The organism is Streptomyces griseiscabiei (assembly GCF_020010925.1).
Classification (GTDB): Bacteria; Actinomycetota; Actinomycetes; order Streptomycetales; family Streptomycetaceae; genus Streptomyces; species Streptomyces griseiscabiei.
In genome coordinates this window covers 1,441,307-1,466,520 of the sequence record NZ_JAGJBZ010000002.1, presented here as the reverse complement: position 1 = coordinate 1,466,520, position 25,214 = coordinate 1,441,307, and the positions used below count along the sequence as shown (strand labels likewise).

24 protein-coding genes are annotated in these 25,214 nt (G+C 71.6%); 12 read left to right on the top strand and 12 right to left on the bottom strand.

Annotation, left to right across the window (positions count from 1 at the left end):
* Positions 1-11: 11 nt before the first annotated feature.
* From J8M51_RS23905 to J8M51_RS23885, 5 genes are read right to left on the bottom strand one after another with little or no spacing between them, the layout of a single operon-like run.
* Positions 12-1,310, bottom strand: coding sequence for a cytochrome P450 (locus tag J8M51_RS23905; RefSeq protein WP_086760662.1), 1,299 nt, complete (start codon positions 1,308-1,310; stop codon positions 12-14).
* 50 nt (positions 1,311-1,360) lie between these two features.
* Positions 1,361-1,969, bottom strand: coding sequence for a GTP-binding protein (locus tag J8M51_RS23900; RefSeq protein ID WP_267299458.1), 609 nt, complete (start codon positions 1,967-1,969; stop codon positions 1,361-1,363).
* Positions 1,947-2,306, bottom strand: a complete 360-nt coding sequence (locus J8M51_RS23895) for a DUF742 domain-containing protein (RefSeq protein ID WP_216590166.1) — start codon at positions 2,304-2,306, stop codon at positions 1,947-1,949. The genes J8M51_RS23900 and J8M51_RS23895 overlap by 23 nt, the downstream gene beginning before the upstream one ends.
* Positions 2,303-2,716, bottom strand: a complete 414-nt coding sequence (locus tag J8M51_RS23890) for a roadblock/LC7 domain-containing protein (protein ID WP_216590165.1) — start codon at positions 2,714-2,716, stop codon at positions 2,303-2,305. The genes J8M51_RS23895 and J8M51_RS23890 overlap by 4 nt, the downstream gene beginning before the upstream one ends.
* On the bottom strand, positions 2,713-4,098 hold the full coding sequence (locus J8M51_RS23885; protein ID WP_267299457.1) for an ATP-binding protein: 1,386 nt from the start codon (positions 4,096-4,098) through the stop codon (positions 2,713-2,715). Before J8M51_RS23885 ends, J8M51_RS23890 begins: the two co-directional genes overlap by 4 nt.
* A 368-nt stretch (positions 4,099-4,466) precedes the next feature.
* Here J8M51_RS23885 and J8M51_RS23880 point away from each other — a divergent pair, with 368 nt between their 5' ends.
* The 6 genes from J8M51_RS23880 (at position 4,467) to J8M51_RS23855 (ending at position 9,748) form a co-directional block, all read left to right on the top strand.
* On the top strand, positions 4,467-5,420 hold the full coding sequence (locus J8M51_RS23880) for an AraC family transcriptional regulator (protein ID WP_086763771.1): 954 nt from the start codon (positions 4,467-4,469) through the stop codon (positions 5,418-5,420).
* Between the two features lie 535 nt (positions 5,421-5,955).
* Entirely contained in the window at positions 5,956-7,749 is a 1,794-nt protein-coding gene (locus J8M51_RS23875) for a sensor histidine kinase (RefSeq protein ID WP_267299456.1), read from the top strand.
* A complete protein-coding gene (locus J8M51_RS23870) occupies positions 7,736-8,170 on the top strand; it encodes a roadblock/LC7 domain-containing protein (protein ID WP_086761708.1) in 435 nt (144 codons plus the stop codon). The genes J8M51_RS23875 and J8M51_RS23870 overlap by 14 nt, the downstream gene beginning before the upstream one ends.
* A 7-nt stretch (positions 8,171-8,177) precedes the next feature.
* Entirely contained in the window at positions 8,178-8,546 is a 369-nt protein-coding gene (locus tag J8M51_RS23865) for a DUF742 domain-containing protein (protein ID WP_086761710.1), read from the top strand.
* The gene (locus J8M51_RS23860; RefSeq protein ID WP_086761712.1) at positions 8,524-9,126 is read left to right on the top strand and encodes a GTP-binding protein; all 603 of its coding nucleotides are present in this window, start codon (positions 8,524-8,526) and stop codon (positions 9,124-9,126) included. Before J8M51_RS23865 ends, J8M51_RS23860 begins: the two co-directional genes overlap by 23 nt.
* A gap of 37 nt (positions 9,127-9,163) precedes the next feature.
* Positions 9,164-9,748 (top strand): GAF domain-containing protein, encoded by a 585-nt coding sequence (locus J8M51_RS23855; protein ID WP_086761714.1) that lies wholly within the window; start codon positions 9,164-9,166, stop codon positions 9,746-9,748.
* Between the two features lie 424 nt (positions 9,749-10,172).
* Here the strand turns inward: J8M51_RS23855 and J8M51_RS23850 are convergent, their stop codons facing one another.
* Positions 10,173-11,408 (bottom strand): acyl-CoA dehydrogenase family protein, encoded by a 1,236-nt coding sequence (locus J8M51_RS23850; protein ID WP_086761716.1) that lies wholly within the window; start codon positions 11,406-11,408, stop codon positions 10,173-10,175.
* Between the two features lie 767 nt (positions 11,409-12,175).
* On the opposite strand from J8M51_RS23850, the gene J8M51_RS23845 reads away from it, so the two are divergent.
* From J8M51_RS23845 to J8M51_RS23835, 3 genes are all read left to right on the top strand, one after another.
* Positions 12,176-12,466, top strand: coding sequence for a hypothetical protein (locus J8M51_RS23845; protein WP_086761718.1), 291 nt, complete (start codon positions 12,176-12,178; stop codon positions 12,464-12,466).
* A 75-nt stretch (positions 12,467-12,541) separates the two neighbouring features.
* Positions 12,542-12,970, top strand: a complete 429-nt coding sequence (locus tag J8M51_RS23840) for a roadblock/LC7 domain-containing protein (RefSeq protein WP_179203403.1) — start codon at positions 12,542-12,544, stop codon at positions 12,968-12,970.
* A 47-nt stretch (positions 12,971-13,017) separates the two neighbouring features.
* Positions 13,018-13,611 (top strand): GTP-binding protein, encoded by a 594-nt coding sequence (locus J8M51_RS23835; RefSeq protein ID WP_398856737.1) that lies wholly within the window; start codon positions 13,018-13,020, stop codon positions 13,609-13,611.
* A gap of 4 nt (positions 13,612-13,615) precedes the next feature.
* Here J8M51_RS23835 and J8M51_RS23830 read toward each other — a convergent pair whose 3' ends face one another.
* A complete protein-coding gene (locus tag J8M51_RS23830; RefSeq protein WP_086761724.1) occupies positions 13,616-14,527 on the bottom strand; it encodes an adenosine kinase in 912 nt (303 codons plus the stop codon).
* A gap of 142 nt (positions 14,528-14,669) precedes the next feature.
* On the bottom strand, positions 14,670-15,137 hold the full coding sequence (locus J8M51_RS23825) for an ATP-binding protein (protein ID WP_086763943.1): 468 nt from the start codon (positions 15,135-15,137) through the stop codon (positions 14,670-14,672).
* A gap of 476 nt (positions 15,138-15,613) precedes the next feature.
* Between J8M51_RS23825 and J8M51_RS23820 the strand changes: the two genes are divergently transcribed.
* From J8M51_RS23820 to J8M51_RS23810, 3 genes are all read left to right on the top strand, one after another.
* The gene (locus J8M51_RS23820) at positions 15,614-16,489 is read left to right on the top strand and encodes a helix-turn-helix domain-containing protein (protein ID WP_086763947.1); all 876 of its coding nucleotides are present in this window, start codon (positions 15,614-15,616) and stop codon (positions 16,487-16,489) included.
* A 49-nt stretch (positions 16,490-16,538) separates the two neighbouring features.
* Positions 16,539-16,751 carry a DUF397 domain-containing protein gene (locus J8M51_RS23815; RefSeq protein WP_086763945.1) on the top strand — a complete coding sequence of 71 codons (213 nt, stop codon included), beginning with the start codon at positions 16,539-16,541 and terminating at the stop codon, positions 16,749-16,751.
* A 171-nt stretch (positions 16,752-16,922) separates the two neighbouring features.
* On the top strand, positions 16,923-17,738 hold the full coding sequence (locus tag J8M51_RS23810) for an SAM-dependent methyltransferase (protein ID WP_216590160.1): 816 nt from the start codon (positions 16,923-16,925) through the stop codon (positions 17,736-17,738).
* 135 nt (positions 17,739-17,873) lie between these two features.
* Here the strand turns inward: J8M51_RS23810 and J8M51_RS23805 are convergent, their stop codons facing one another.
* From J8M51_RS23805 to J8M51_RS23790, 4 genes are all read right to left on the bottom strand, one after another.
* Positions 17,874-18,965: a LacI family DNA-binding transcriptional regulator gene (locus tag J8M51_RS23805; protein ID WP_216590159.1), complete on the bottom strand. Its 1,092-nt coding sequence runs from the start codon at positions 18,963-18,965 to the stop codon at positions 17,874-17,876.
* 587 nt (positions 18,966-19,552) lie between these two features.
* Complete coding sequence (locus J8M51_RS23800; RefSeq protein ID WP_267299455.1) at positions 19,553-21,994, bottom strand: beta-galactosidase; 2,442 nt, start codon at positions 21,992-21,994, stop codon at positions 19,553-19,555.
* Positions 21,994-23,775: a glycoside hydrolase family 35 protein gene (locus J8M51_RS23795; RefSeq protein ID WP_086759111.1), complete on the bottom strand. Its 1,782-nt coding sequence runs from the start codon at positions 23,773-23,775 to the stop codon at positions 21,994-21,996. The genes J8M51_RS23800 and J8M51_RS23795 overlap by 1 nt, the downstream gene beginning before the upstream one ends.
* 106 nt (positions 23,776-23,881) lie before the next feature.
* Positions 23,882-25,105 carry an MFS transporter gene (locus J8M51_RS23790; RefSeq protein WP_267299454.1) on the bottom strand — a complete coding sequence of 408 codons (1,224 nt, stop codon included), beginning with the start codon at positions 25,103-25,105 and terminating at the stop codon, positions 23,882-23,884.
* Between the last annotated feature and the right edge of the window lie 109 nt (positions 25,106-25,214).

The following is a 25,214-nucleotide window of genomic DNA, read 5'->3' as shown; positions in this document are numbered from 1 at the left end:
GCGCGGTACGGCTACTCCCCGCGCCACCAGGACAGCAGCCGGGCCCAACCGCTCCTCGGGCGGGCGGGCTCCTGTGCCGGCCGGGAGCCGTAGGGGCTCTCCGGGCGGGGTCCGGCGGCCCCGGAGGGCTCGGCGCCCGGGCCGATCACGGAAGCCGGCGGGAAGGTCACCGGCAGGGCGGCGAGCGCCCGGTGGAAGGGACCCGGACGCCACTCCAGCGCCTCCACGGGGACGGCGAGGTCGACGTCCGGCAGCCGGTCGAGGAGCTTCTCCACCGCCACCGAGGCGATCAGCCGGGCCTCGCTCTGCGCCGGGCAGTTGTGCGGGCCCGCGCTCCACGCCAAGTGGGCGCGGTTGCCCGCCCGCTGATCGTTCGTCAGAGCCGGGTCGGTGTTGGCGGCGGCCAGCGAGACGACGAGCGGGTCGCCGGCCCTCAGCAGCGCGCCCTCGTACATCACGTCCCGCTTGGGGTAGTGCACGGCGTAGTTGGCCATCGGCGGGTCGGTCCACAGCACCTCGTCGAGGGCGTCCTCCACGGGGAGGCTGCCGCCGGACAGATCGCCGGCGAAGCGGTCGTCGGAGAGCAGCAGCCGCAGTCCGTTGGCGATGAGGTTCTGCTGCGGCTCGGTGCCCGCGCCCATGAGCACGACGAGGGTGTGGATCATCTCCTCGTCGGTGAGTTCCGCGGGGTGCTGGGTGAGCCACGACGTGACGTCCGGGCCGGGCTGCCTCCGCTTCAGCGTGACCAGTTCGAGGAGCGTGCTGCTGAGCAGTGCGTTGGCCCGCTCGGCGTCCACACCGTCGAAGATGCCGGACATGCCCTCGACCAGCTTCAGCCCCAGCTCGGCCGGGCAGCCGAACAGATGGTTGAAGACGAGCAGCGGCAGCACCTGGGCGTACTCGCCGAGGAGGTCCGCCTTGCCGGTGGGCGCGAACCGGTCGATGAGGGTGTCGGCGCTGCGCTCGACATAGCCGCGCAGGGTGTTGGGCTCGACCCGGGCGAGGCTGTCGGTGATGGCGCCGCGCAGCCGCTGGTGCTCCTCGCCGTCGGAGAACAGGGCGTTGGGCCGGTACATCATCATCGGGACGACGGGGCTGTCCTGGGGGACCGTGCCGTCGTTGAGATCGTTCCAGCGGCGCGGGTCCTTGGCGAAGGTCTCCGTGCTCCGCAGCACATGCAGCGCGGCGTCGTACGAGGTGACGAGGGTGGCCCGGACGCCGGGCGCCAGCTCGACGGGCGTGGTCGGTCCGGTCGCGCGCGCCCGCCGGTAGAACGCGGCCGGGTCGGCGGCGAACTCCGGGCCGTACATGGGCTGGTGGGCCGGGCAGCCCGGCGGCGGGCCGGACGGCGATGCGGAGGTCACGCGTGCTCCAGTTCGGTGTCGGGCTGCCGGCTGAGCAGATATTCGACGAGGGCGACCAGGGCCCGGGTGGAGGAGTCCGGGTCACGGGCGTCGCAGCGCACCAGCGGGGTCTCGTCCAGCAGGTCGAGTGCCTCGCGCACCTCGTCCAGCTCGTGCACGGGGGCGCCCTCGAAGTCGTTGACGGCGACGGCGTACGGCAGGCCCAGCTCCTCCAGCAGGCCCATCACGTCGAAGGAGTGGGACAGCCGCCGGGTGTCGGCGAGGACGAGTGCGCCGAGGGCGCCGCGGGTCATGTCCTGCCAGAGCTTGGTGAAGCGCTGCTGTCCGGGGGCGCCGAACAGGTAGAGCACCAGCGAGTCGTCGAGGGTGAGGCGGCCGAAGTCCATGGCGACCGTGGTGGTGGTCTTGTCCAGGGTGCCGGCGAGGTCGTCGACCAGGGCGCCGGCCTCGGTCATGACCTCCTCGGTGCGCAGCGGCCGGATCTCGGAGAGCGTGCCGACGAACGTGGTCTTGCCGACCGCGAAGTGGCCGACGACGAGCAGTTTGGCCGCCGTTCTGACCGTCGGCCGCAGGTAGACGTCGTCAGAGGCGGGCGCGGAGCCCATCGAGGACCTCCTGGAGGATTCTGGCGTCGGACGGCCGGGCGGCCGGGATCGGTGCGCGGGTGACGATGTGGCCGCTGTCCATGAGGTCGGCGACCAGCACCTTGGTCACGCTGACCGGCAGCCGGAGATGGCCGGCGACCTCGGCGAGGGAGAGCGCGCCGGGGCGGCAGAACTCCATCACCCGGCGCATCTCCGGGGTCAGTCCGACCAGCGACAGGTCGGTGGTGGCGATCAGCAGGGTGACCAGGTCCAGGGTGTTGCGGGTCGGGTGGGAGCGGCCGCCGGTGACGACGTACGACCGCACCAGGCTCCCCTTCGGCCGGGGGCGGGGTGTCATGCCCTGCTGCCCGTGTCCAGCCGTGCCGGGCTGGTCAGCTCCTTGCCGAGCCGGTCGACCAGCTTGTGCATGCGGTACGTCACCGACTCCATGTCGACCTCGTCGCCGGTGGACACCGCGAGATAGGCGCCCTCGCCGGCCGCGACGAGGAAGACGAAGCCGTGGCCGAACTCGATCAGGGTCTGCCGCCACGGCCTGTCGGCCGGGCCGCAGAACTCGGAGGTGCTGCGGCTGATCGACTGGAGTCCCGCGAGTCCGGCCGCGAGGCGCTCGGCGTCGTCGCGGTCGATGTCGGCGGAGTGGGCGCGGAGCATGCCGTCGGCGGAGAGCAGGATGGCGTGGCGGGCCTCGGGCACCTTCAGCACATCGTCGAGCATCCAGCCCAGCTCGTTGGTCATGGGCTCGATCATGTGTGGGGGGTCCCTTCGTTCTCATGCGGGGTGGGGCGCGCGGGGTCGGCGGAGTCGGGCGCGGGGGCGCGTACGTACTCCTCCTCGTCGAGGATGCGTCCGGCGGCCCGGCCGAAGCGGGTGCCGCGGGCGAAGGCGCCCATGATGCGGGCGTTCTCCTCGGGCGAGCGGCCGGCGTCCTCCTCGGCCGGTGCCGGGGTTTCCGGTTCGGGGGCGGCGGTCCGCCGGGCGGTGCGCCTGCGGCGCTTGGGCAGTCCGCCCTCGGTGGTGTCCTCGGGCGGGCCCCCGGGGGTGCTCTCCGTGCGGGTCTGCCGGGGCACGGGGACGGGGGCGGTCCCGGTCACGGGTGGCGGACGGTCGATGGGTGCCTCCGGGGCGGCGGACTCCAGCTGGGTGAGCAGCGCCGAGGGGAGGAACGCGACGGCGCGGACGCCGCCGTACGGCGAGCGGGTGTCCACGGAGACGGTGAACCCGTAGCGCCGGGCGAGCATCCCGATGACGGCGAAGCCGAACTGGGGCGGGTCGTCGAGGCGGGTGACGTCCACCTCGCCGCGGCCGGCGAGCAGCCGCGTGGCGTGTTCCACGGCGTGGGCGTCCATACCGACGCCCGCGTCGTCGATGACCACGCAGACGCCGTTGTGCACGTTCTGGACGTTGACCTCGACGGTGGTGTTGGGCTGGGAGTGGCGGGCGGCGTTGTCGAGCAGTTCGGCGACGGCGAGGACGACGGGCTCCACGGCGCGGCTCTCCACGGCGATGTCGACCTGGCCGTGGACGCGGACGCGCCGGTAGTCGCGGATGCGCGAGGTGGCGCCGCGGACGACCTCGACGATCGGGGAGGTGGCGCGCTGGCGTCCCGGCCAGGAGCCGCAGAGTACGGCGATGGCCTGGGCGCGGCGGCCGAACTGGGCGTTGGTGTGGTCGACTTCGAGGAGGTCGCGCAGCACGTCGGGGTCGTCGTGCCGGTCCTGCATCTCGGAGATGGCCACCTGCTGCTCGTTGGCGAGGGCCTGGATCGAGCGCATGGACGCCTTGAGGGCGGCCTTGGCGGACTGGTCGGCGCGGGCCTGCGCGTGCTCGACGGCGCCGGAGAAGCGGGCCAGCACCTCGTCGAGGCCCTTGCCGAACTCGGTCCCGGCGAGCCGGGTGTCGAGCGGGCCGACACCGGGGACGCTCTGGCCGGGGTGGTCGGCTTGGGCGGGCAGCCGGACCGTGACCAGATGGCGCAGCTCCTCCTCCCGGGCCCGCACGTCGTCGGCCAGGGCGGTGTTCCTTCTGCGCTGCCGCCCGCTGATCCCGTGCTGGCGCAGCAGGAGCACGGCGGTGACGAGCAGCGCCGCGGCCAGCGCCCAGGTCACCGCCTGCGGTATCGGTTCGGTCATGAAGTACAAGTCCTTACGTCCTCAAGTCCCCAAGCCCCGGGCATCGGCGGTTCCCGGACATCGGGCGGGAGTTGACGGAGCGCCCGACGCTAGCGGCGCGACCGCTCGGGCACTTTCCGTGACGCGCAGGGAAGTTGTCACAGGGCGCATGAGTGGCGCAAGGGGCGCGCGGGAACGGTGACCGTTCCTCCGGCATATTCGGCCATCGGGGTCGGGCGGCATGGCAACCGCTTGCCACGCTAGGGTGCCCTCCGGGTTCGACCGGCCGGTAACTGTCTTTGATCAAAACGAAGTTGAAGATTTTCCCGCCGGGGGCCGTAAAGGACCACGAGGACGTCGTCGGGGGCCCGGACAGGGGAGGAGCAGCGTTGCCCGCGGGAAGTTACAGCGTCGAGGCGCTGACCACCGAGGAGCTGGCCCCGCGCGAGCGTGCCGACTTCTGGACCGAGCAGATCGGCTCCTACCAGTCCCGGATGGGCTTCAAGTACGCCCAGTCGGAGAACTTCCGCGGCACCACCGTCCGACAGCGCACCGACACGTACCAGTTGGTGAAGTACCGGTCCGACGAGATCGAGTACACCCGCACGATGCGCCAGGTCCGCCAGGACCCGGACGAGGACTACCGGCTGCTGCTGCCGGTGCGCGGCGAGATCCTGCTCCGCCAGGACGGCGCGGAGGCCCGGCTGACCCCGGGCACGGCGGCGCTGGTCACCTTCGCCTCGCCCTTCCAGTGTCTGCAGAGCGACATCGACGGGTTCATCCTCACCATCCCGGCCCGCGAGGTGGACGGCCGGCTCAACAGCAGGTCACCGGTGGCCAGCGGACTGAACCTCACGACCGGTCTCGGCCGTATCGTCGGCTCGATGCTGACCGGTCTGCACGAGGAGCGGGAGCACCTCACCGACCCGGAGTTCAACGCCGTCTCCGACCGGGTCGTGGAGCTGGTGTGCATGCTCACCGCCGGCGACGACCGCCCCGACGTCCCCGGGCAGTTGGGCGAGGTGGAGGCGATGGTCCGCCGCTATGTGCGCGACCATGTGGCGGACCCCGACCTCACGGGTACGGCGGTGGCGCGCGCCCTCGGCTGGTCGCTGCGCCAGATCCAACTCGCCCTGCAGAAGGCGGGTACGACGCCCCGTGAGCTGATCCGCGAGGAGCGGCTGCGACTGGTCCGGGACCGCTTACAGTGCGCGGAGTGCGAGCACATGACGATCACGGATCTCGCGTACTCCGTCGGCTTCTCCTCCGCGAGCGCCCTCAGCACGGCCTTCCGGCGACGCTACGGCGTCAGTCCCCGGGAGATGAGGCACGGCATCCGCTGACATCAGGACCCACGGGGTCCACCGACATCCGGCGGAACAGGCTCTCACATCGGTGCTCCCGCCTTTTCGGTTGAAGTCTAAAGCTTAGTCAAAACATGACGCTCCGTCGACCCGGGAGCCCGCCCGGCTCCCCCGGTGTGAATGTTCCCGGGGCACGTCGTGCACGGTGTGTGAGACCGGCCGCGCCACGCACGGACTCCGCATCCCACACCAGGAGTTGACACGAGGCAACAACGCGAAGAATTGGCGTGATCCTTGCGCTCCGCGCGACCGGGAACGGACCTCGGAACGGCCGAACCCGCAGGTGACCCTTCCCTCGGCGGCCCCTCTTTCACAGATGGCGCGGTGCCGCGGCCTCGGTGTGAAGAACTGTTTCCGCGCGCCTCGTGAATAGAGGGTAGAAAGGCGTCGCAGACCCATGCCGCCGCTGACGGCACCTCAGGTGACAGACCTCCCCTGAGCGTCTAGGACCGCTGGTCAGATAGTTGACGTTCTTCGCTACTCTGTCGCGTACTGGCTGATCGAGAGGACTCCGATGCCTGAACCCCCACCCTTCGCGACGCCCCCGGAACACGGCCGGCCGGAGACGACGACTCCCCCGTCCCGTCACCGGCACGGAAAGACCGGGGCATCGGATTCCGCCAACTCGTCCTCGCCCCAGCCCCGGTTGACGCGGCTCGCCGTGCTGCCCGCCGCGTTCATGGCCGGAATATCCACCGCCGTCACCGGCACGGTCCTGCGGCTGCAGGAGGGCACCGCCGACGCCGCCACCTGGGGTGTGCTGGCGGGCGGCGCGCTCCTCGGCTGCGGCTGTCTGGTCGGGGCGGTGCGGGCCGCCAAGAACCGGGCCCGGTCCGACGCCAAGCGCGCCGAGTCCCTGCGGCAGGCCATCACGACCGGCAACTGGGCGCTCGACGAGGACCTGACCCGCCTCAAGCGCGGCGAACAGCTGCTCTCCCGCGGCTTCGCCTACCAGGCGTCGCGCGGCGAAGACCCGTACCAGAAGCTGGAGTACGAGGTCACCGAGGCCCAGCACCGGGCCCGGGAGGCGCTGGTCTGGGCGGCGAGCTACTTCCAGTCGGCCTCCGACGACAACAGCGACAAGGTCGAGGTCTTCGTCAACCTCGCCCGCCGGCTGCAGTCGCTCGTCCACCGCACCATCCGTGAGCTGGACGATCTGGAGAACCAGGTCGAGGACCCGGACCTGCTCCGGCGCATCTTCGGCATCGACCACCTGGCCACCCGAATACGCAGGCACGCCGAGAACCTCGCGGTGCTCGGCGGCGCGGTCTCCCGTCGTCAGTGGACCAACCCGGTGACACTGACCGAGGTGCTGCGGTCCTCCATCGCCGAGGTCGAGCAGTACTCCCGCGTCAAGCTGGTGCCGCCCATCGAGGGCACCCTGCGCGGCCACGCGGTCGCCGACGTCATCCACCTGCTGGCCGAACTGGTCGAGAACGCCACGATGTTCTCCCACCCGGACACCCAGGTCCTGCTGCGCTCCCGCCGGGTGACCGCCGGCATCGCCATCGAGGTCGAGGACCGCGGCCTGGGCATACCCCAGGAGGACCAGGACCGGATCAACACGCTGCTCGCCGACCCGGCCCGGATCGACGTCGCCAAGCTGCTCGCCGACGGCCGGATCGGTCTGTTCGTGGTCTCGTCCCTGGCCCGCAGACACGGCATCGCGGTCCAGCTCCAGGGCAACATCTACGGCGGGGTCCAGGCGATCCTGGTGCTGCCGCAGGGGCTGCTGGGCGAGGAGGAGGGGCAGGCACCCGTCCAGACGCCCGTCCAGGTACGTCCGGCGGCACCCCAGCAGCAGGCGCAGGCCCCCGTACCCGCCCGGCAGGCACCGGTCCACGCGGCTCCCCCGGCCGCCGTACCGTCCCACGCCCACGCGGGGCCCCCGGTGTCCCGCCCCGCCGCCGGTCCGCCGGCGGGCCTGCCGCAGCGGTCGGCCGCGCCGGTGCCGCCCCCGTCGGCCGCCCGGCACGAGCGGGCCCGGCCCGTCGTCGACGCGCGGGCCGAGCACCGGACCCCGGGCTACGACCGTCCGGCGGCCGTCCCGCAGGGGTCCGGCGGTCCCGCCCGGCCGACGCTGCCGAAGCGCCGTGCGATGGAGCATCTGGCGCCCGAACTGCGGCAGGCACCCGCCCAGCGCCCCGACACCCTTGAGCAGGAACTGAACTTCAGTCCCGGCCTCCTGGCCGGAATCAATCGAGGCTTCGGTCTCGCCGGCGCGACCTCCGACGCGATCCCCGTCGACGACGCGCGCTGGGCCACGCACCGACCGCAAGGAGAAGAACCCCACCATGGTGAGCGATAGCCACCCCACCGGACAGAACATCGACTGGCTGCTGGAGAACCTCAAGAAGACCGTACCGGGTACCCGCCAGGTCCTGTTGCTCTCGTCCGACGGCTTGAGCAAGGCACATGTGGACCTCAGTACCGACGACGCCGACCGCATGGCCGCCATAGCCTCCGGGCTCAACTCCCTGGGCCGGTCCTTCGGCCACGACAGGGTGCTGGGCAACGGCGGCACCGTCCGGCAGGTCATCGTCGAACTGCACAACGGCATCCTCATCGTGGCCTCGGCGGGCCACGGCGCCGTGCTGGCGGTCACCGCGGACGCGACGACCCACACCGAGACGCTCGGCTACGAGATGGGCATGCTCATCCGCGCCGTGCAGCCGTTCCTCGCCACGCCGGCCCGCCGCCACAACGCGCCGTCCAGCGCGGGGATGTGACGACGCGATGACGGACGAGCTGTTCCTGGACGAGGAGGCCGGGCGCTTAGTCCGGCCGTTCACCGTCAGCAACGGGCGCACTCGACCCTCGACGTCGTTCGACCTGCTCACGCTGGTCATGGCCACCGGTGTCCTGCCGATCACCGACCTCGGACCCGATCACGACCTGGTGCTCGGCCTGTGCGCCCGGCCGGTGCCGGTGGTCGAGGTGGCAGCCCGGATGAACCTCCCGATCGCCGTCACCAAAGTCCTGTTGTCCGACCTAGTGCAGCACGAGGCGCTCACCGCACGGGCGCCCCGTGCCGTCGAGGCGGCCTCCGCCGCCAACCGAGAAGTTTTGGAGGCGGTGCTCGATGGCCTACGCGCACGGCTCTGACCCCTTCCCGACCGCCCTGAAGATCCTCGTGGCGGGCGGGTTCGGGGTGGGCAAGACGACCTTCGTGGGGGCGGTCAGCGAGATCGCGCCGCTGAGCACCGAGGAGGTCATCACCACGGCCAGCGCCGGTACGGACAGCCTCGCCGGGGTCGAGGAGAAGTCGACCACCACCGTGGCCCTGGACTTCGGCCGGATCACGCTCAGCCGCGACCATGTGCTGTACCTGTTCGGCACTCCCGGGCAGGAACGATTCTGGTTCATGTGGGACGAACTGTCCGACGGTGCGCTGGGCGCGGTGGTGCTCGCCGACACCCGGCGGCTCGACGCGTGCTTCCCCGCCGTGGACTTCTTCGAGGTGCGCGGCATCCCGTTCGTCGTGGGCGTGAACGAGTTCGACGGCGCGTACCAGTACTCCATCGACGAGGTACGGGACGCCATCGGCCTGAAGTCCAACGCGCCGATCGTGTTCTGCGACGCCCGGCACTGCAGCTCCGGCACGGGTGTGCTCGTCGAACTGGTCCAGCATCTGCTCAGCATGACCCCCGGCGTGGCGACGCACCAGCCGCCCGTGCTCCGTTGATCCCTACTCGACCCAGCCGACCCGGAACGGAGTTCCGATGAACAGCCCCTACTCCTCCTACGAGCCACCGCTCGACCGTCTCCTCCTCACCCCCGAGGACCCGGTCGGCCCGCAACGCGCCGCGAGGCTCTCGCAACTGGGGCTCGCCGACATCCCCCGGCCCGAGTTCGACGCGTTCGCGCGCCGGCTGGCCCTGGAGCTGGACGCGCCGTACGCGATGGTCAACTTCGTCGACGACAGGCGGCAGTTCTTCGCCGGGCTCTACACCCCGGACGCTGGGCCGGTGAACATCTCGACGGGGCAGCTGGCCGAGACCTCGATGAGCCGGGAGATGCGGCTCGACCACGGTTTCTGCCCGCACACCGTCAAGCGGACGGCGGCGCTGGTACTCGATGACGTCTGCGACTACCCGCGGTTCGCGGGCAACCCGGTCGTGGACGAGATCGGCATCCGCTCCTACATGGGCGCCCCGCTGGTGGACACTCTGGCCGGCATCAACCTGGGCACGATCTGTGTCGTGGACACCGACTCCCGTACCTGGGGGCGGCAGCGGCTGGAGATCATCAAACACATGGCGCAGGAGATGTCCGACCAGATCCACTCCCTCGCCTCCGGCCGCTGAAACCACGCCGTACGCCACCACCGGCCCACCGGGCCGAGAGCAGACGGCCCACCGGGCACACGAAAGCCGCGGACACATCATCGTGTCCGCGGCTTCTTCGCGTCGGCGCTCCGCGTCGACAACCGGCGTCGGCGCTCCCCTGCCCGCGCCACCAGGGCTCCCCCGAACCCAGGCCGCTCTCCGCTCGCTCCGTCCCTCGGCGCCTAGACCAGCTCGCCGACCGGGATCGGTTCCGTTTCCCGCTCCGGCTCCCGCTGCTCGACCTGCGGGGCCGAGAGGAGGCGGGCCACCAGGCCACCAGGCACACGAAAGCCGCAGACACACCATCGTGTCCGCGGCTTCTTCGTGTCGGCGCTCCCGTGCGTGCGCGCCACCGGGGCTCCCCCGAACCCAGGCCGTTCCCGCTCGCTCCGCCCCCCGGCGCCTAGACCAGCTCGCCGACCGGGATCGGTTCCGTTTCCCGCTGCTCGACCTGTGGGGTGCGGACCAGGTCGGCGAGGCGTTCGGACCACTGGCCCTTGTTCTCGCCGAGTGCGAACTCGCCCAGCCGCAGCCCCTGGATCTCGGAGGTGCCGGCGGGGGCGTAGATGTGGAAGGCGTCGCGCAGATAGCGCTCGACCGGGCGGTCGGTGAACAGGCCGCAGGCCGCGTGCATCTTGACGGACGCCTGGGCCGACTCGATGGACGACTCGACGTTGAAGAGCTTCGCGGTCATCAACTCGACGTCGCAGGGCTGTCCCTGGTCCAGCAGATGCGCGGCGAGATAGGCGCTCTGCCGCGCGAGGGTGAGGCGTTGCAGCATCCGCCCCAGCTCGATCTTGATGTTGGGCAGGTGCCCCAGCGGGCGCCCGTAGCGCTGGGTCTCGCCGCAGTACCGGGCGGTCTCCTCGAACACCGCCTGGTGGATGCCCAGGGACACCGCGGTGAGGTTGAGGCGGCCGTAGAGCACCGACGAGGAGTAGGCCACGGCCAGCCCCTCGCCCTCCTCGCCCAGGCGGTTGGCGGCCGGGACGCGGCAGTCCTCGAAGATGAGTTCGCCGAAGCTGAAGCCGTGCAGGCCCATGGAGGGCACCTGCTCGGCGAGGGAGAAGCCGGGCCGGTCGGACTCGACGAGGAAGGCCGTCATGCCCTTGGAGCCGGGCCCGGTGCGGACCACCACCCCGTGCACGTCGCCGACATGGCTGTTGCCGACGAAGACCTTGCGGCCGTTGAGGACGTAGTCGTCGCCGTCCCGCACCGCGCTGCTCTCCATGCCGGCCACGTGGCCCCCCGACCCCGGCTCGGTCACAGCGATGGTCGGGAGCACCTCTCCCGAGGCGATCCTCGGCAGCCAGTGCCGCTTCTGGCTCTCGTCACCGAAGTGGACGATCTTGGCGACGCCGAGCTGGGAGGCCTGCACCATGGCCCCCATCGCGCCGCTCACCCGGGACAGTTCCTCGATGATGACGGTCTTGGCCAGATGGCCCGCGCCCATGCCGCCGTAGACCGGGTCGATCGTGGCGCCGATCCAGCCCTGTTGGGCGATCAGCCGGGAGAGCCCCACCAGTACGGTCCGGGAGGCCTCCATCTCGGGTATCAGAGGCCGCACCACACGCTCGGCGAACTCGCGTACGCGCTGCCGTAGATCCTCATGATCCTGGGTTGTGAAGACGTGTTCCACGCCAAGCCCTTCTAGGCGTTCTCCCGCGCCCGGGGGAGACGCGGTGGCTGTGCGTCGGTCGTGTTCCGTTCGGGAGTGTGACCGATGCCCAACATGGTCTACAAATCAACCTCTTACGCCAAGATCGTTTAGAGGGTTTGGCCGAAACATAGACGGTTGAAATTTGATCCCGAATGTGAGATATGAGCGCGGCGATGTCCACATTTTGATACTTTCCGACGCGAACTCATGTGACGTCGCCGACCCGAAAACGGGCAGGAGGTGGCCGGACCACCAGGCACACCAGACATGAACACCCTTCCCTCCGCGCTGTGCACCGCCAAATACCAAACTGCCGCGCCCCGCGCGCATGTTTGAGCAGGGTGTCACAGAATTCAAGCCACGCGTCCGGGAGTCGGATGTGGCCGGACCGTGCCCGTTCCGAGGTGCTGACGTGTCGACAAGTCAGCTTCCCGGCAACCTCCGGAACGTTCCGCTCCACCGTCGCGCCGCCCGCCCCGCACCGGAGCGGTCCCGAAGTGCCCGTCAATTACGCCCGCCCGGCCCCAAGTTGCGGTCGGCCGGTGCTGACGACGGGCCTCGGGTCCTGATAGCGTTCCGTCCGCCCGCTGACACTCGCCGACTCGGCGTGTCGAGCCGGAGCACAGGGATGCCGGACGGCTCGCCGCGTCCCCGTCGTCATCGGATGTTCACTGTCGTACGAGGAATCAGATGCCTGGCACCCTCCCCCGCATCGGACCGCGGCACGATACGACACGGTGGCCCGGATGAGCGGTGACCCCTCCCGCACCGAGACCGGCCCGACGCCCCTCCCGCGGAGCCCGCACGGTCTGCCCCGCCGGCCCCGGAGCGCCCCGGCCACGCCACCGGCCCGCGAGGACACGGCCGAGGGCCCCGGAGCGGACGACGACGCGCGGGACACGCTCCGCCCGGACGCCCTGGCCCGTGCCATCGTGGCGATCCGGCGGGGCTCGACGCGGGCCCGGCTCACCGGACCGGACGACACCGACGCGGCCCCCGGCCGGCCGGCGCCACGGCCGGGCCCCGGTGCCGCCTGACGGGCGCTCCCCCCGGCGCCCCGACGACCCGGCGCCGCCCCTGGCGCCGACCGAACCGTGAGGAACACGCACGACATGACAGAGCAGGAACGACCCGGTCCCCAACTGGACTGGCTGCTGGACGGACTCGTGGAGCGCATACCCGAGATCCACTGCGCCATCGTGCTCTCCGGGGACGGCCTTCTCATCGGCAAGTCGAAGGACATCCGGTTCGACGACGCGGAACATCTGTCCGCCGTCGGCTCGGGCATGCACAGTCTGGCCCGGGGTGTGGCCCGGCACTTCCAGGGCGGCGAGGTCCAGCAGACGGTCATCCAGATGGAGCGGGCGTTCCTCTTCGTCACCGCCGCGGGCCGGGGCGCGCGGCTCGCCGCGATCGCCTCGGAGGAGGTGGACGTCGGCATGATGGCCTTCGAGATGGGCACCCTGGTCAAGCAGGTCGGCAAGTACCTGAGCGCGGCGCCCCGTTCGGAGACCCCGTCCGATTATGTGCAGGACGCGTGAGCCGCGACGGCGGCCGGGCCTGGAACTCGTCGAAAGGGTGATGGATCGTGTCCGTCGAGCCTCTGGTACCCACCGCCCTGAAGATCCTCATAGCGGGCGGCTTCGGCGTCGGCAAGACCACGATGGTGGGCTCGGTGAGCGAGGTGACCCCGCTGGCGACCGAGGAGCACATCACCGAGGCCGGCAGACGGGTGGACGACCTCAGAGGTGTCGAGAGGAAGGTCTCCACCACGGTCGCCCTGGACTTCGGCCGGATCACCTTCTCCCCCGAACTGGTGCTCTACCTCTTCGGGACGCCGGGACAGGACCGTTTCTGGTTCATGTGGGACGACCTGTGCAGCGGTGCCCTCGGGGCCGTCGTGCTCGCCGACACCCGCAAGCTCGACGCCTGCTTCCCCGCGGTCGACTTCTTCGAGTCCCGCGACATTCCGTTCGCGGTCGGCGTCAACTGCTTCGACGGGCACCGTGACGTGGACACCGAGCAGGTCCGCCAGGCGCTCGACCTGCCGCCCGCCGTCCCCGTCCTGCTCTGCGACGTACGCCAGCGCCACTCCAGCAAGGAACTCCTCCTCGCCGTCCTCGGCGCGGCCCGCCGCCGGATGGAGGCCCGTCTGGTGGCGGCGGGCCTGCGGCCGGGCTGAGCGGTCAGCGGACCGGCTCCCCGGCGCGGGCGAGCAGTTCTCCGCGGCCGATGGAGTCCGTACGGGTCGAGGGGACCGTGCAGGCGTACGCGCCCGCGATCGCGCCCAACAGGCCGCACCGGTGCGGGGGTTCACCGGTGAGCCGGCCGAAGAGGTAGCCCGCCGCGAACGCGTCCCCCGCGCCGTTGGAGTCCACCGCCGGCGCCGGCGGGGCCACCGGCGGGATGTGGCTCAGTTCGCCGTCGACGAGGTGGTACGCGCCGCGCGCCCCGTCCGTGGCGACGACGGCCTCGGCCCGGCCCCGCTCGGTGATCCGGCGCATGGTCCGCTCCGGGTCCGCGAGCGCGGCGGCCGACACGAAGACCAGGTCGGCGGCGTACGCGAACGGCTCGTGGTACGGGTTGACGCCGTCCCAGTCGTGCAGATCGGTGGAGACGCTCACCCCCAGCTCGGCCAGCACCGGCAGGGAGGCTGCGCAGGGCTGGCTGATGGAGACATGGACGTGGCGGCTGACCCCGGCCAGCGCGCGGACCGTGTCCGGCGGCAGTTCGTCCACCTCCTGGCTCCGGCTGCCGTCGTAGAGCGAGCAGCGGCGGCCGTCCGGACCGACCAGGTTGACCGCGCGCCGGGTGCCGCCGGGCAGCGGCGCCTCGGTGAAGGGGACGCCCCGGTCGCGGTGCAGGGCCCGGACGAGGTCGCCCTCGTGATCGGCGCCGAGCAGGTCGAAATGGTGGGTGCGCAGGCCGAGCGTGTGCGTGGCCACGGCCAGGAAGTCGCCGGTCTGCCCGGCCCGGGTCTCGATGGCCGGCACCAGATGGCTGTCCGCGAACGGCAGGGGCAGTTCGGGGACGTAGACGATGGTGTCGACGCCCGCTCCCCCCAGCACGAGGACGTCGATCTCGAACTCGCTGCGCACGCTGCCTCCCACGGCGACGGGCCGACTGTGGAGGCAGCGTAGCGACCGCGCCCCCGAAGGGGCGCGGGGAAGCGCGCGGCGCGCGACCACGCCGTCGCAGCCGGCCGGATGCCGGTGCGACGCCGTGTGCCGGGCGGAGCGGTTACGTCCAGGACGGGTCGGTGAGGTCGGTCAAGGGGAGGCCTTCGATCTCGTGCGGGGCCGTCGGAGGGGCGGGATCGGCGGTGTCCCGGCCCTCCGACGGCAGTTCTGCCCAGACGACACGACCGGACCGTTGTGGGGTGTCGCGCACCCCCCAGTCGCTGCTGAGCATGCCGACCAGCAAGAGCCCTCGCCCGTTCTGGTCGTCGGGGCCCGGACGACGCCGGGCAGGCTGTGTGTGACGGCTGTTCTGGTCCTCGACCTCGATCCGGAGCCGTCGGCCGGTGAGATGCAGTCGGCACACGATCCACTCGCTGTCCGTGTGCGTCAGCGCGTTGGTGACCAGCTCGGACGTGATCAGGAGGGCGTCCTCACGGGTCTCCGGACGCACCCCCCACTCGCCGAGCAGCTCGCGCACGGTTCTGCGCGCCTCGCCCGCCGAGGCGGGCACCGCGGGCAGTCCGAACACACCCGCTCTGTGGGGTTCGTAGGCCTCTGCTCCAAGGGGTGGGTACATGGTCGGGGGTAACCGGTCCGTGGACTGGGGGAGGGTGGGCGGAGCCATCGCCGTATGCCTTTCGTCGGCCCTTCGCACCGCAGCGGTGCCGGTGCCACGGCCGTCTCGCCGTCCACCACGAGCACTGGCAACTCGCGGGGAACAGCGCTGAGTTGCGGCCACATCTCCCCCAACCTGGCCGCGCAGCCTCAGCGTTCACCGAAGCCGTGACGGTATGACCACTGTGGCATCCGCGAACAACACCTCGCAACCAGCAAGTTGAAATTTGCAATTTGTGGGACGCATGCTGCCCCCGTTCGAGCCAAGATCGTGTCAGACTGCGCTCTCGAAGCGACTCGCACAACAACGCGCATTCCTTGAACGAAAGTGCGCAGGATTCGTAGTCCAGTTCGACATGGCTCTGTTGCCCGGCGTGAGGGGTGGTGGGCGTGACCGCGGAAACGGACTGGGGCGGAGCCCCATCCGTGCTGCGCATGATCCTCGGCAGACAGCTGGAGGAGTTGCGCACCCGTGCCGGGCTGACGTTCGAGCAGGCGGGCGAGGCGATCGGAGTCAGCCATTCCACGATCCGCCGGCTGGAGGCCGCCAAGGTCGCCCGGCTCCGCCTCCCCGACGTCGAGAAACTGCTCCAGATCTACGGCGTCTCGGACCAGCAGGAGATCGAGACCTTCCTCAAGTCGGTCCGCGAGGCCAACAAGCGCGGCTGGTGGCACACCTACCGCGATGTCCTGCCCGACTGGTTCGCCGCCTATCTGAGCCTGGAACAGGCCGCGCTCCAGATCCGCGCGTACGAGCCGCAGTTCGTGCACGGTCTGCTCCAGACCGAGGAGTACGCCCGCGCCCTCCTCGGTGCCGGCAACCCGCACGCGGCGACGGCGGACACCGAGCGGCGCGTGGCGCTGCGGATGCGGCGCCAGGAACTCCTCACCCGTGCGCAACCGCCGCGGCTGTGGGTGGTGATGGACGAGACGGTGCTCAGATGGCCGGTCGGCGGACCGGACGTGATGCGCGCCCAGGTCGACCATCTGATCGAGCTGAACCGGCTGCCGCATGTGACGGTCCAGATCATGCCGTTCCAGAACGGCCCGCACCCGGCGATGCGGGCCGGTGCGTTCCATCTCTTCCGGTTCAGGGCACCCGAGTTGCCCGACATCGTCTACCTCAACGGTCTGGTCGGCGCCGTCTACCTCGACAAGGGGGAGGACGTCGTCGTCTACCGCGAGGCCCTGGACCGGTTGGGCGCGCAGTCCGCGCCCGCCCGCAAGACCGAGGCTCTCCTCGGCGCACTACGCAAGGAGCTCTGACGTGCACCACCACACAACCCACGGAGTACACCACGACGTCCGCAACGGCATGCCGGCCCGCGAGCTCGGCGTCCAGGACTGGCACCGGCCCTGGAGCGACGACGCCGGCGGCGCCTGCGTGGAGGTGAAGAAGCTCGCCGACGGCCGGGTCGCGGTACGCCAGTCGACCGACCCGGACGGGCCCGCGCTGCTCTTCACCCCCCGTGAGATGACCACGTTCCTGACCGGTGTGAAGGCGGGAGAGGCCGACTTCCTGCTCTGACCCGCTCAACCCGCTTGCTGCGACGTCCTGTTGACGCACCATCTGTTTGACGAGCTGTTTGAGACCCACCGCATCATCGGCACCTGCACCTGCACCTGCACCTCTGTCTGCACCGGTATCTACCTGTATCTACCTGTTTCTGTACGACACGACCTGATGGGAGGGACGGCGTTGCCCGACAACGGATGGCCGGCCGACCGGATCGACACCGAGCACGCGCACTCCGCGCGTATCTACGACTACATCCTCGGCGGCAAGGACTACTACCCGGCCGACAAGGAGGCCGGTGACGCGATGGCGCACGAGTGGCCGGCCCTGCCGGTCCATATGCGCGCCAACCGCGACTGGATGAACCGCGCGGTGCGCTGGCTCGCCGAGAAGGCGGGCATGCGCCAGTTCCTCGACATCGGAACCGGCATCCCCACCTCCCCCAACCTCCACGAGATAGCCCAGTCGGTGGCCCCCGAGTCCCGGGTCGTCTACGTGGACAACGACCCGATCGTCCTCACCCTGTCCCAGGGATTACTGGCCAGCACCCCCGAGGGCAAGACCGCGTACATCGAGGCCGACTTCCAGGACCCGGAGACCGTCCTCGGTTCCGCCGAGTTCCGGGACACCCTCGACCTGAGCAAGCCGGTCGCGCTCACCGTGATCGCGATCGTCCACTTCGTCCTGGACGAGGACGACGCGGTCGGCATCGTCCGCCGTCTCCTCGAACCGCTCCCCTCGGGCAGCTATCTGGCGATGACCATCGGCACCGCCGAGTTCGCCCCCGAGGAGGTGGGCCGCGTCGCCCGCGAGTACGCGGCCCGCGACATGCCGATGCGGCTGCGCACCATCGACGAGGCCCACGAGTTCTTCGACGGCCTCGACCTCGTCGAGCCCGGCATCGTCCAGGTCCACAAGTGGCTCCCGGACGGCACGGGCGAGCAGGGCATCCGCGACGAGGACATCGCGATGTACGGGGCGATCGCCAGGAAACCGTGAGGTGACCCCTGGCCCGGCGTTCGACGCCGGGCCAGGGGGGCGCCCGTAAGGGGCGCGGGGAACTGCGCGACCAGCCCCCACCGGACCCGCACCCGCCCGAGAACCAACGACGCACCCCCCATAGGCGCCCGAGAACTACCCCACCGCCCCCGTACTGTCCCGAACGATCAGCTCGACGGGCACGACCGATCCCACCACCGCCGCGCCCCCCGAAACCCCCGGCTCCCCCAACTGCCGCACCAGCAAGCGCAGCGCCACCGTGCCGATGAGCGAGAAGTCCGTACGGATCGTCGTCAGCGGCGGCAGCAGATGCGCCGCCTCCGGGATGTCGTCGTAACCGACCACGCTGACGTCGTCCGGGACCCGGCGCCCCGCCTCGTGCAGCGCGCGCAGCAGCCCCAGGGCCATCTGGTCGTTGGAGACGAACACGGCGGTGACCTCCGGGCGGTCCGCGAGCCGCCGGCCCAGCTCGTAACCGGAGTCGGCGCTCCAGTCCCCGACGAGGGGCGCGTGGACCCGGGCACCGGCCCGCTCCAGGGTCTCGCGCCAGCTCGCCGCACGGCGCTCGGCGGACGTCCAGCCCGTGGGTCCCGCGATGTGCCAGACCGTACGGTGGCCGAGGCCCAGCAGATGCTCCGTCGCCAGCCGGGCGCCCGCCGTGAAGTCCGAGGAGACCACGGGGGTGCCGTCGCCGAGGCCGTTGTCCAGCATCACCAGCGGGGTGTCGGGGCGGGCGCCGGCCAGGGCGGTGGCGACCGGGCGCTGGGGGGCGATCGCGATGATGCCGTCCGCGCCCTCCGCCGACAGCCGGTCGACCGCCTGGACCACGGTGTCCCGGTCCGCCGTGTCCAGGGCGATGGAGCTGACGAGGTAGCCGGCGTCCTGGGCGGCCGTGTTGATCGCGGTCAGGGTGGCGGCGGGGCCGTAGCGGGCCGCGTCGAAGGAGATCACTCCGAGCATCCGGGTGCGGCCGCTGGCGAGCGAGCGGGCGCTGCGGCTGGGGCGGTAGCCGAGGGTGCGCATCGCCTCCAGGACGGCCTCGCGGGTCTCCCGGCGGACGGCCGGGTTGTCGTTGAGGACGCGGGAGACGGTCTGCTTGGACACGCCCGCGAGGCGGGCCACGTCGTCCATCACCGGGCGGGAGCCGGCGAAGTTGCGGCGGCTGCGGCCTCGGGGGGTGGTGTCGGGGGGGTCGGCCGCGGTGCCGTCCGGGGTGCCTCGGGGCATGCGGCTGGCTCCTTTTCGACGGGGGGCGGATCGAGGGGGTTCTGCCTGGTGCCAAAGAATAGAACCGGCGTTTCCGCCCCCGCCGCCCCTACCCGTCCCATCCCCAGGGGCTGCGCCCCTTCGGCCCCGAGAGGGCCGGGGGGGTGGGACGAGGGGTGGGGTGGTCAGGGGTGGGTGGGTGAGTGCGGGTCCGGTGGGGGCTGGTCGCGCAGTTCCCCGCGCCCCTGAAAAGCAGGGGCTACGCCCCGTGCTTTTCAGACCCGCCGCCGACCGGCTTTCCGGACCGCGGGGCCGTGGTCTTCCAGGCCCGCCGGGGCCTGGACTGTCAGGCCCACACGGGTTGGGCTTTCAGCCCCACACAGGCTGGACTTTCAGCCCCACACAGGCTGGGCTTTCAGGCCCAGAGGGGCCTGGGCCTTTAGGGGCGCGGGGAACTGCGCGACCAGCCCCCACCGGACCCGCACTCACCCACCCACCCCTGACCACCCCACCCCTCGTCCCACCCACCCCCCCGGCCCTCTCGGGGTCGAAGGGGCGCAGCCCCTGGGGATGGGTCGGGTAGGGGCGGCGGGGGCGAGAGGAGAGGGTCAGCCGGGGCGGAGGCTCCAGGTGTGGGGGGTGATCAGCTCGACCCGGGTGATCTCCGCCGGGATCTCGGAGTCCCCCGCCCAGCCCGGCACATGAACCGGCGCCCCGGCGGGCAACGCCAACACCCGCACCCGCACCACCCCCACAGGCAACCGCCCCACCCCGATCTCCCACACACTGCCCGCCCCCGAGTAGAACTGATCGGCGACAAGGCGGCCCCCCACATCCGCACGGGCCACATCCCCACTCCAGTGGACCCGAAGCAGCGCCCCCGCCGGCGGATCATCCGGCAGCACCACCACATACTCGGCGCCCACCTCCCCGAACCACTCCTCCCCCGGCACACTCGCCCGCCCCGACACCCCCGTCACCACCGGCGGAGCCACCCCCGCGGACCGGACCAACGAGACCGACACCCCACCGGCCCCGCCCCCAGACCCCCCGTCCTCGCCCGCCCCCACCACCGTGTAGCGGACGAACACCCCGTCCTCCGCCTCCTTCACCGTCGCCCCCGCCACCACAGGAGGACGCCCCGGCGCGGGCAGCACGGCGACCGACGCCGACGGCCCTCCCCCATGGACCCGCACCTCGTCCGTGTGGGCGTCGAAGACCACCCCGCCACCGGACTCGGCGAGCACCAGCCGCTCGGCGCCCCAGGCCCGGCCCCGGTAGGCGGTACGGGCCGTCGCCGCGTCGAGGACGAGCAGACCGACCCGGCTGCCGTCGGCGGCGTCGACCTCGACGAGCGCGTCGGTACCGGGACGCAGCCCGGTCACCAGGACGCGGTCACTCGTGGTCGACACCTCTCCCGAAGGAGCGGAGACGGTCGTCACCGTCCGCGCGTCCAGGGCGAGTTCGGGGTCGATGCCGTCGATCGCGGCGAGCACCAGGACCGTACGGCCCCGGCCGTCGTCGACCGTGCAGACGGGCTGCGCGGTGGCCCAGTCGAGCCGCAGCCCGGCGATCTCCAGCCTCAACGGCCAGCAGAAGTAGGCCCCTTGGGGGACGGTGACGGGTGTGCTCGGCAACGACAGAGCCGTGCCGCCGTCCGGGAACCCCACCTCGAACGACGTCCCCGGATGCTCCGGCAAGGGCTCGTGCGGCTGGTGGTTGTTGACGAAGAGGAAGCCCGAGCGGCCGTCACCGCGCACCGCCCACCGCAGTGTCTCCCGGTCGTGCTGACCCGCCGGCAGCCGCTCGGGCAGCACCGAGTCCATCGGGGCGATCAGATGACCGAAGTCGGCCAGCAGCAGGTGCTGGAGGCGGAGTTCGTCGTAGGAGGGGCGGTACTGGCCGTACTCGCCGAGGGGGGCCTGGAAGTCGTAGGTGAGGACGGGGAGGTCGTTGGGGTAGCCGGTGGCGTGCGACTCCTGGAGGGAGGTGAGGTCGCCGGGTGGGTTGGTGCCGCCGTGGAACATGTAGTAGCCCTGCCAGACCGAGCCGCAGCCGATCTTGGTGAGGCCGAGGGCGCCGACGTCGGCGGCCTCGACGCGCGGCCGACGGTGGTAGGCCACCGCCATGCCGCCGCCCAACTCACAGGTGGCCCAGGGGAATCGGGCCGCCGAGGCCTCCGAGGCCGCTGTGGACGACGGGTCGCCGTCGCGCACGGCGGTCGGGCGGAGATCCGCGCCGATGCCCTCGTCGTCGCGCTGGTCGGTGAAGAAGAAGTGCTTGCGGCAGGTGTCGGGCCAGCCGCCGTCGGCCTCGGTCCAGAACGCCTCGGGGTAACCGCCGTAGAGCGGGAGGAGTTCGTCGGGGGGCAGCCGGACCCCGCCCCAGGCGGTCGACGTCCACAGGGGCGCCGACAGGCCCGCGTCCTGCGCGAGCCGCTTCAGGGTGAGCAGATGGCCCGGCCGGTCGTACAGCTCGTTCTCGATCTGGATCGCGACGACCGGACCGCCGTGGGCCCGGTCCAGACCGCGCAGCTGCCCGGCGATCGCCTCGTACCAGGTGCGTACGGGGGCGAGGTAGGCCGGATCGTCGGTGCGGGGCGCGTCCGTGCGGGCGAGGACCCAGTCGGGCAGCCCGCCGCCCCGGACCTCGGCGTGCACCCAGGGCCCGATGCGGGGGATGAGGTCCAGGCCGTGGCGGGCGCAGAGTTCGGCGAAGCGGCGCAGATCGCGGTCGCCGTCGAAGCGGACACGGCCCTCCACCTCCTCGTGGTGGATCCAGATGACGTACGCGGCGACGGCCGTCACCCCGCCCGCCTTCATCTTCAGCAGTTCCTCCTCCCACTCCCCGGCCGGGTAGCGGGAGTAGTGGAACTCGCCGGAGACGGGGAACCACGGCCGGCCGCCCCGCGTCAGCCAGCGGCTGGTGACCTCGACGGGGTCGGCCACGCCCGGCGCGTCGGCGAACGGGAGGTGGCCGCGCAGCGGCGGCACCCGCCCGGCCGGGAGCCGCAGCCGGTGCGGCTGCGGCTGCGGCTGCGGCGGTGTCATCAGGGCTTCACCGGGCCCAGGTCCGGCGTGTCCGTGAACTCCGCTCGGGCGCCGGTCGTGGCGTTCAGCTCCAGCAGGACCAGTTCGTTGGCGCCCGCGCGCAGGACGGGGGCCGGGACGTAGAGGGTGCGCTGCGGGCCGCGGTTCCAGTAGCGGCCGAGGTGGAAGCCGTTGATCCAGGCCTGGCCCTTGGTCCAGCCGGGCAGCGAGAGGAAGGTGTCGGCGGGGGTCGCGATCTCGAAGGTGCCGTGGTGGAAGGCCGGGACGGTGACCGGGGCCGCGTCGGCGGGGGCCGGGGCGAAGGGCACCGTGGACAGGTCGGCCAGCGGGAGGCGGTGGGTGTCCCAGCCGAGCAGCGCGGTGCCGTTGAAGGTGACCTGGCCGAGCATTCCCTTGGCGGCGCCGATCCGGGGGCCGTAGTTGACGCCGCCCATGTTCTCGACCAGCACGTCGAGCGTGGCGCCGGCGTGCGGGACCCGCAACGGCAGGGTCTCGTCGTGGCGTTCGCGTTCCAGGACGCCGACGGGGGCGCCGTCCACGAAGACCTGGGCGCGGTCGCCGACCCCGCCCTCGAAGTGCAGCAGACCGTCGCCCGCCTCGGGGAACGTCGTGCGGTAGAGGGCGTAGCCGGAACGCTGGCCGAACTCCTCCATGGTGAGCGGGTGTTCGGACCGTCCCACGGACGCGTCGAGGGAGGTCGCGTACGGCAGCAGCGGCGCCCTGCGGTCCAACTCCACGGTGATCCCGCCGAGTTTGGGCGCGGGGGACGGGACCGGCTCCTCCGGGACGGGCGCGTGACGGGCGATGACCTCCCGGAACGCGTGGTACTTGGGGCCGGGGTCGCCGGACTCGCCGAGGGCCGCGTCGTAGTCGTAGGAGGTGACGATCGGGGCGTAGCACTGGTCGTGGTTGGCGCCGTTGGTGAAGCCGAAGTTGGTGCCGCCGTGGAACATGTAGATGTTGACGGAGGCACCGGCGGCCAGCAGCTTGTCCAGGTCGGCGGCGGCGCTCTCGGCGTCCCGGACGTGGTGCTCCTCGCCCCAGTGGTCGAACCAGCCGATCCAGAACTCCGAGCACATCAGGGGCCCTTCGGGCATGTGTTCCCGCAGTGCCGCCAGGGACTCCTCGATCCTGCCGCCGAAGGTGCCGGTGGACAGGACCCCGGGCAGGCTCCCGGCGGCCAGATGGTGGCCGGAGCCCGCCTGGTCGCAGGTGAACAGCAGCTCGTCGACCCCGCGCGAGCGCAGCGCCTGGTGGACGTGCTTGAGGTACGCGGTGTCGTCGCCGTACGCCCCGTACTCGTTCTCCACCTGGACGGCGATGACCGGGCCGCCGTTCGCGGCCAGGTGCGGCAGCAGCGGGGGCAGCAGGATGTCGAGGTAGCGGTCGAGGGCGTTCGTGAAGCGGGGGTCGCTGGAGCGCAGCCGGATGTCGGGGTCCGAGGTGAGCCAGGAGGGCAGACCGCCACCGTCCCACTCGGCGCAGATGTACGGGCCGGGGCGCAGCAGGACGTGCAGGCCCTCGGCGCGGGCGAGGCTCAGATAGCGGGGCAGGTCGAGCAGCCCGTCGAGGACGAGCGGGCTGTCCGGGTCGGGCTGGTGGAGGTTCCAGGGGACGTACGTCTCCACGGTGTTGAGGCCCATCAGCCGGGCCTTGCGCAGCCGGTCGGCCCACAGGTCGGGGTGGATGCGGAAGTAGTGCATCGCGCCGGAGATGATCCGGAACGGCTCACCGTGCAGGAGGAAACCGTCGGACGACGTGGTGAGGGCGGGCGGGCGCAAGGCTGTTTCCCTTCGACTGGGGGTGGGGGGCGAACAGGACAGGACAGGGCGGGACAGAGCGGGACGTGGCCGGGCCGGACGGTCGGCGAGGGCCGCGCCGACGGGGCTACGGGGGCGCCGGGTCGGTGCGGGTGGCGCGGATCAGCCAGAGCGTGGCCAGCAGGCACACCGCCGAGACGGCGCAGAGCAGCAGCGGGACCGCGCGGACGCCGGACCACTCGATGGCCTTGCCCAGCGCCGGGCCCGCCGCCACTCCCCCGGTCATGGACGCGGCGATGACGAGCGCGCCGGCCCGGCGGGCCCGGGGCGCGGCCGCGTTGAGCCAGGGCAGGCCGGTGGGGAAGATCGGCGCGATGAACAGGCCGACTCCGGCGTAGGCGAACGGGGCGAGCTGGGGCACCGAGGCCAGCAGCAGACAGACGGTCATGCCCGCGCAGGACACGGTGATGATCGTCTGGGGTGAGTACCGGAGGGCGACGGGGGCGACCAGGAAGCGGCCGGCCGTCATCATCAGCCAGTACACGGAGGTGGCGGTCGCGGCGGCTCCGGCGCCGTACCCGACCGTCTCCAGATGGGTGGGTTCCCAGCCGCCGACGCCGGTCTCGACGCCGACGTGCAGGATGTAGAGGACGACGAAGACGGCGAGCACCGAGCCGAGGCTGCGGCCGAGCACCCGGCCGCCGGCCTGCCCTTCGGCTCCCCCGGCCGCCTCGGCGCCCGGCTGGGGCACCCGGTCGCGTACGCCCCGCAGGCAGAGCAGCAGGGGCAGGGTGACGGCGGTGAAGGCCAGGAAGAGCGCCGGGTAGTGCTCGGCCCCGAAGGCGGCGACGAGGGCGGGGCCGAGGATCGCGCCGATGCCGAAGTGGGCGTTGAGGATGTTCAGCATGGCGGTCGAGCGGTGGCCGAAGCCGACGGCGAAGAGCTGGTTGAGGCCGTAGTCGATGCCGCCGAAGCCGACGCCGGCGAGCAGGGCGGCGGCGAGGGAGGAGGGCCAGTCCGGGGCGAGCGCGAAGCCCGCCGCGCCGAGGGCCATCAGCAGGTACGAGGTGCCGAGGAGCCGTCGGTTGCCGATCCGCCCGAACAGCCGGTCGAAGAGCAGTACGCCGAGGACCCCGCCGACGAAGTGGGCGCTCAGCCCGAGCCCGGCGGCCGACGGCGACAGGTCGTAGGTGTCGCGGAAGGCCGGGATCGCGGGGCCGTAGAGCGCCTGGAGCACGCCGATCAGGACGAAGCCGACACAGGACGCGGCCACGGCGGCGGGGCTGAACACCCTTGTCCGCGTGGCCGGTCGGCTGTGCGTCACCTCTTGCGCGATAGGTGTGTCGGGCACGCGCGACTCCGCCTCTCCGTGACTGGGACCCTCGAAGTGTTACCGGTAACATCCGCGTCGTCAAGATTGCCGTACGCCACGGTGACGGGTGGGGTGCGCGAGGGACGCG

What these genes read in the sequence shown, in the direction of transcription:
- J8M51_RS23905 (WP_086760662.1), bottom strand. Translation starts at nt 1,310, where the DNA reads ATGTACGGCCCGGAGTTCGCCGCCGACCCGGCCGCGTTCTACCGGCGG.
- J8M51_RS23900 (WP_267299458.1), bottom strand. Translation starts at nt 1,969, where the DNA reads ATGGGCTCCGCGCCCGCCTCTGACGACGTCTACCTGCGGCCGACGGTC.
- J8M51_RS23895 (WP_216590166.1), bottom strand. Translation starts at nt 2,306, where the DNA reads ATGACACCCCGCCCCCGGCCGAAGGGGAGCCTGGTGCGGTCGTACGTC.
- J8M51_RS23890 (WP_216590165.1), bottom strand. Translation starts at nt 2,716, where the DNA reads ATGATCGAGCCCATGACCAACGAGCTGGGCTGGATGCTCGACGATGTG.
- J8M51_RS23885 (WP_267299457.1), bottom strand. Translation starts at nt 4,098, where the DNA reads ATGACCGAACCGATACCGCAGGCGGTGACCTGGGCGCTGGCCGCGGCG.
- J8M51_RS23875 (WP_267299456.1), top strand. Translation starts at nt 5,956, where the DNA reads ATGCCTGAACCCCCACCCTTCGCGACGCCCCCGGAACACGGCCGGCCG.
- J8M51_RS23870 (WP_086761708.1), top strand. Translation starts at nt 7,736, where the DNA reads ATGGTGAGCGATAGCCACCCCACCGGACAGAACATCGACTGGCTGCTG.
- J8M51_RS23865 (WP_086761710.1), top strand. Translation starts at nt 8,178, where the DNA reads ATGACGGACGAGCTGTTCCTGGACGAGGAGGCCGGGCGCTTAGTCCGG.
- J8M51_RS23860 (WP_086761712.1), top strand. Translation starts at nt 8,524, where the DNA reads ATGGCCTACGCGCACGGCTCTGACCCCTTCCCGACCGCCCTGAAGATC.
- J8M51_RS23855 (WP_086761714.1), top strand. Translation starts at nt 9,164, where the DNA reads ATGAACAGCCCCTACTCCTCCTACGAGCCACCGCTCGACCGTCTCCTC.
- J8M51_RS23845 (WP_086761718.1), top strand. Translation starts at nt 12,176, where the DNA reads ATGAGCGGTGACCCCTCCCGCACCGAGACCGGCCCGACGCCCCTCCCG.
- J8M51_RS23840 (WP_179203403.1), top strand. Translation starts at nt 12,542, where the DNA reads ATGACAGAGCAGGAACGACCCGGTCCCCAACTGGACTGGCTGCTGGAC.
- J8M51_RS23815 (WP_086763945.1), top strand. Translation starts at nt 16,539, where the DNA reads ATGCCGGCCCGCGAGCTCGGCGTCCAGGACTGGCACCGGCCCTGGAGC.
- J8M51_RS23805 (WP_216590159.1), bottom strand. Translation starts at nt 18,965, where the DNA reads ATGCCCCGAGGCACCCCGGACGGCACCGCGGCCGACCCCCCCGACACC.
- J8M51_RS23800 (WP_267299455.1), bottom strand. Translation starts at nt 21,994, where the DNA reads ATGACACCGCCGCAGCCGCAGCCGCAGCCGCACCGGCTGCGGCTCCCG.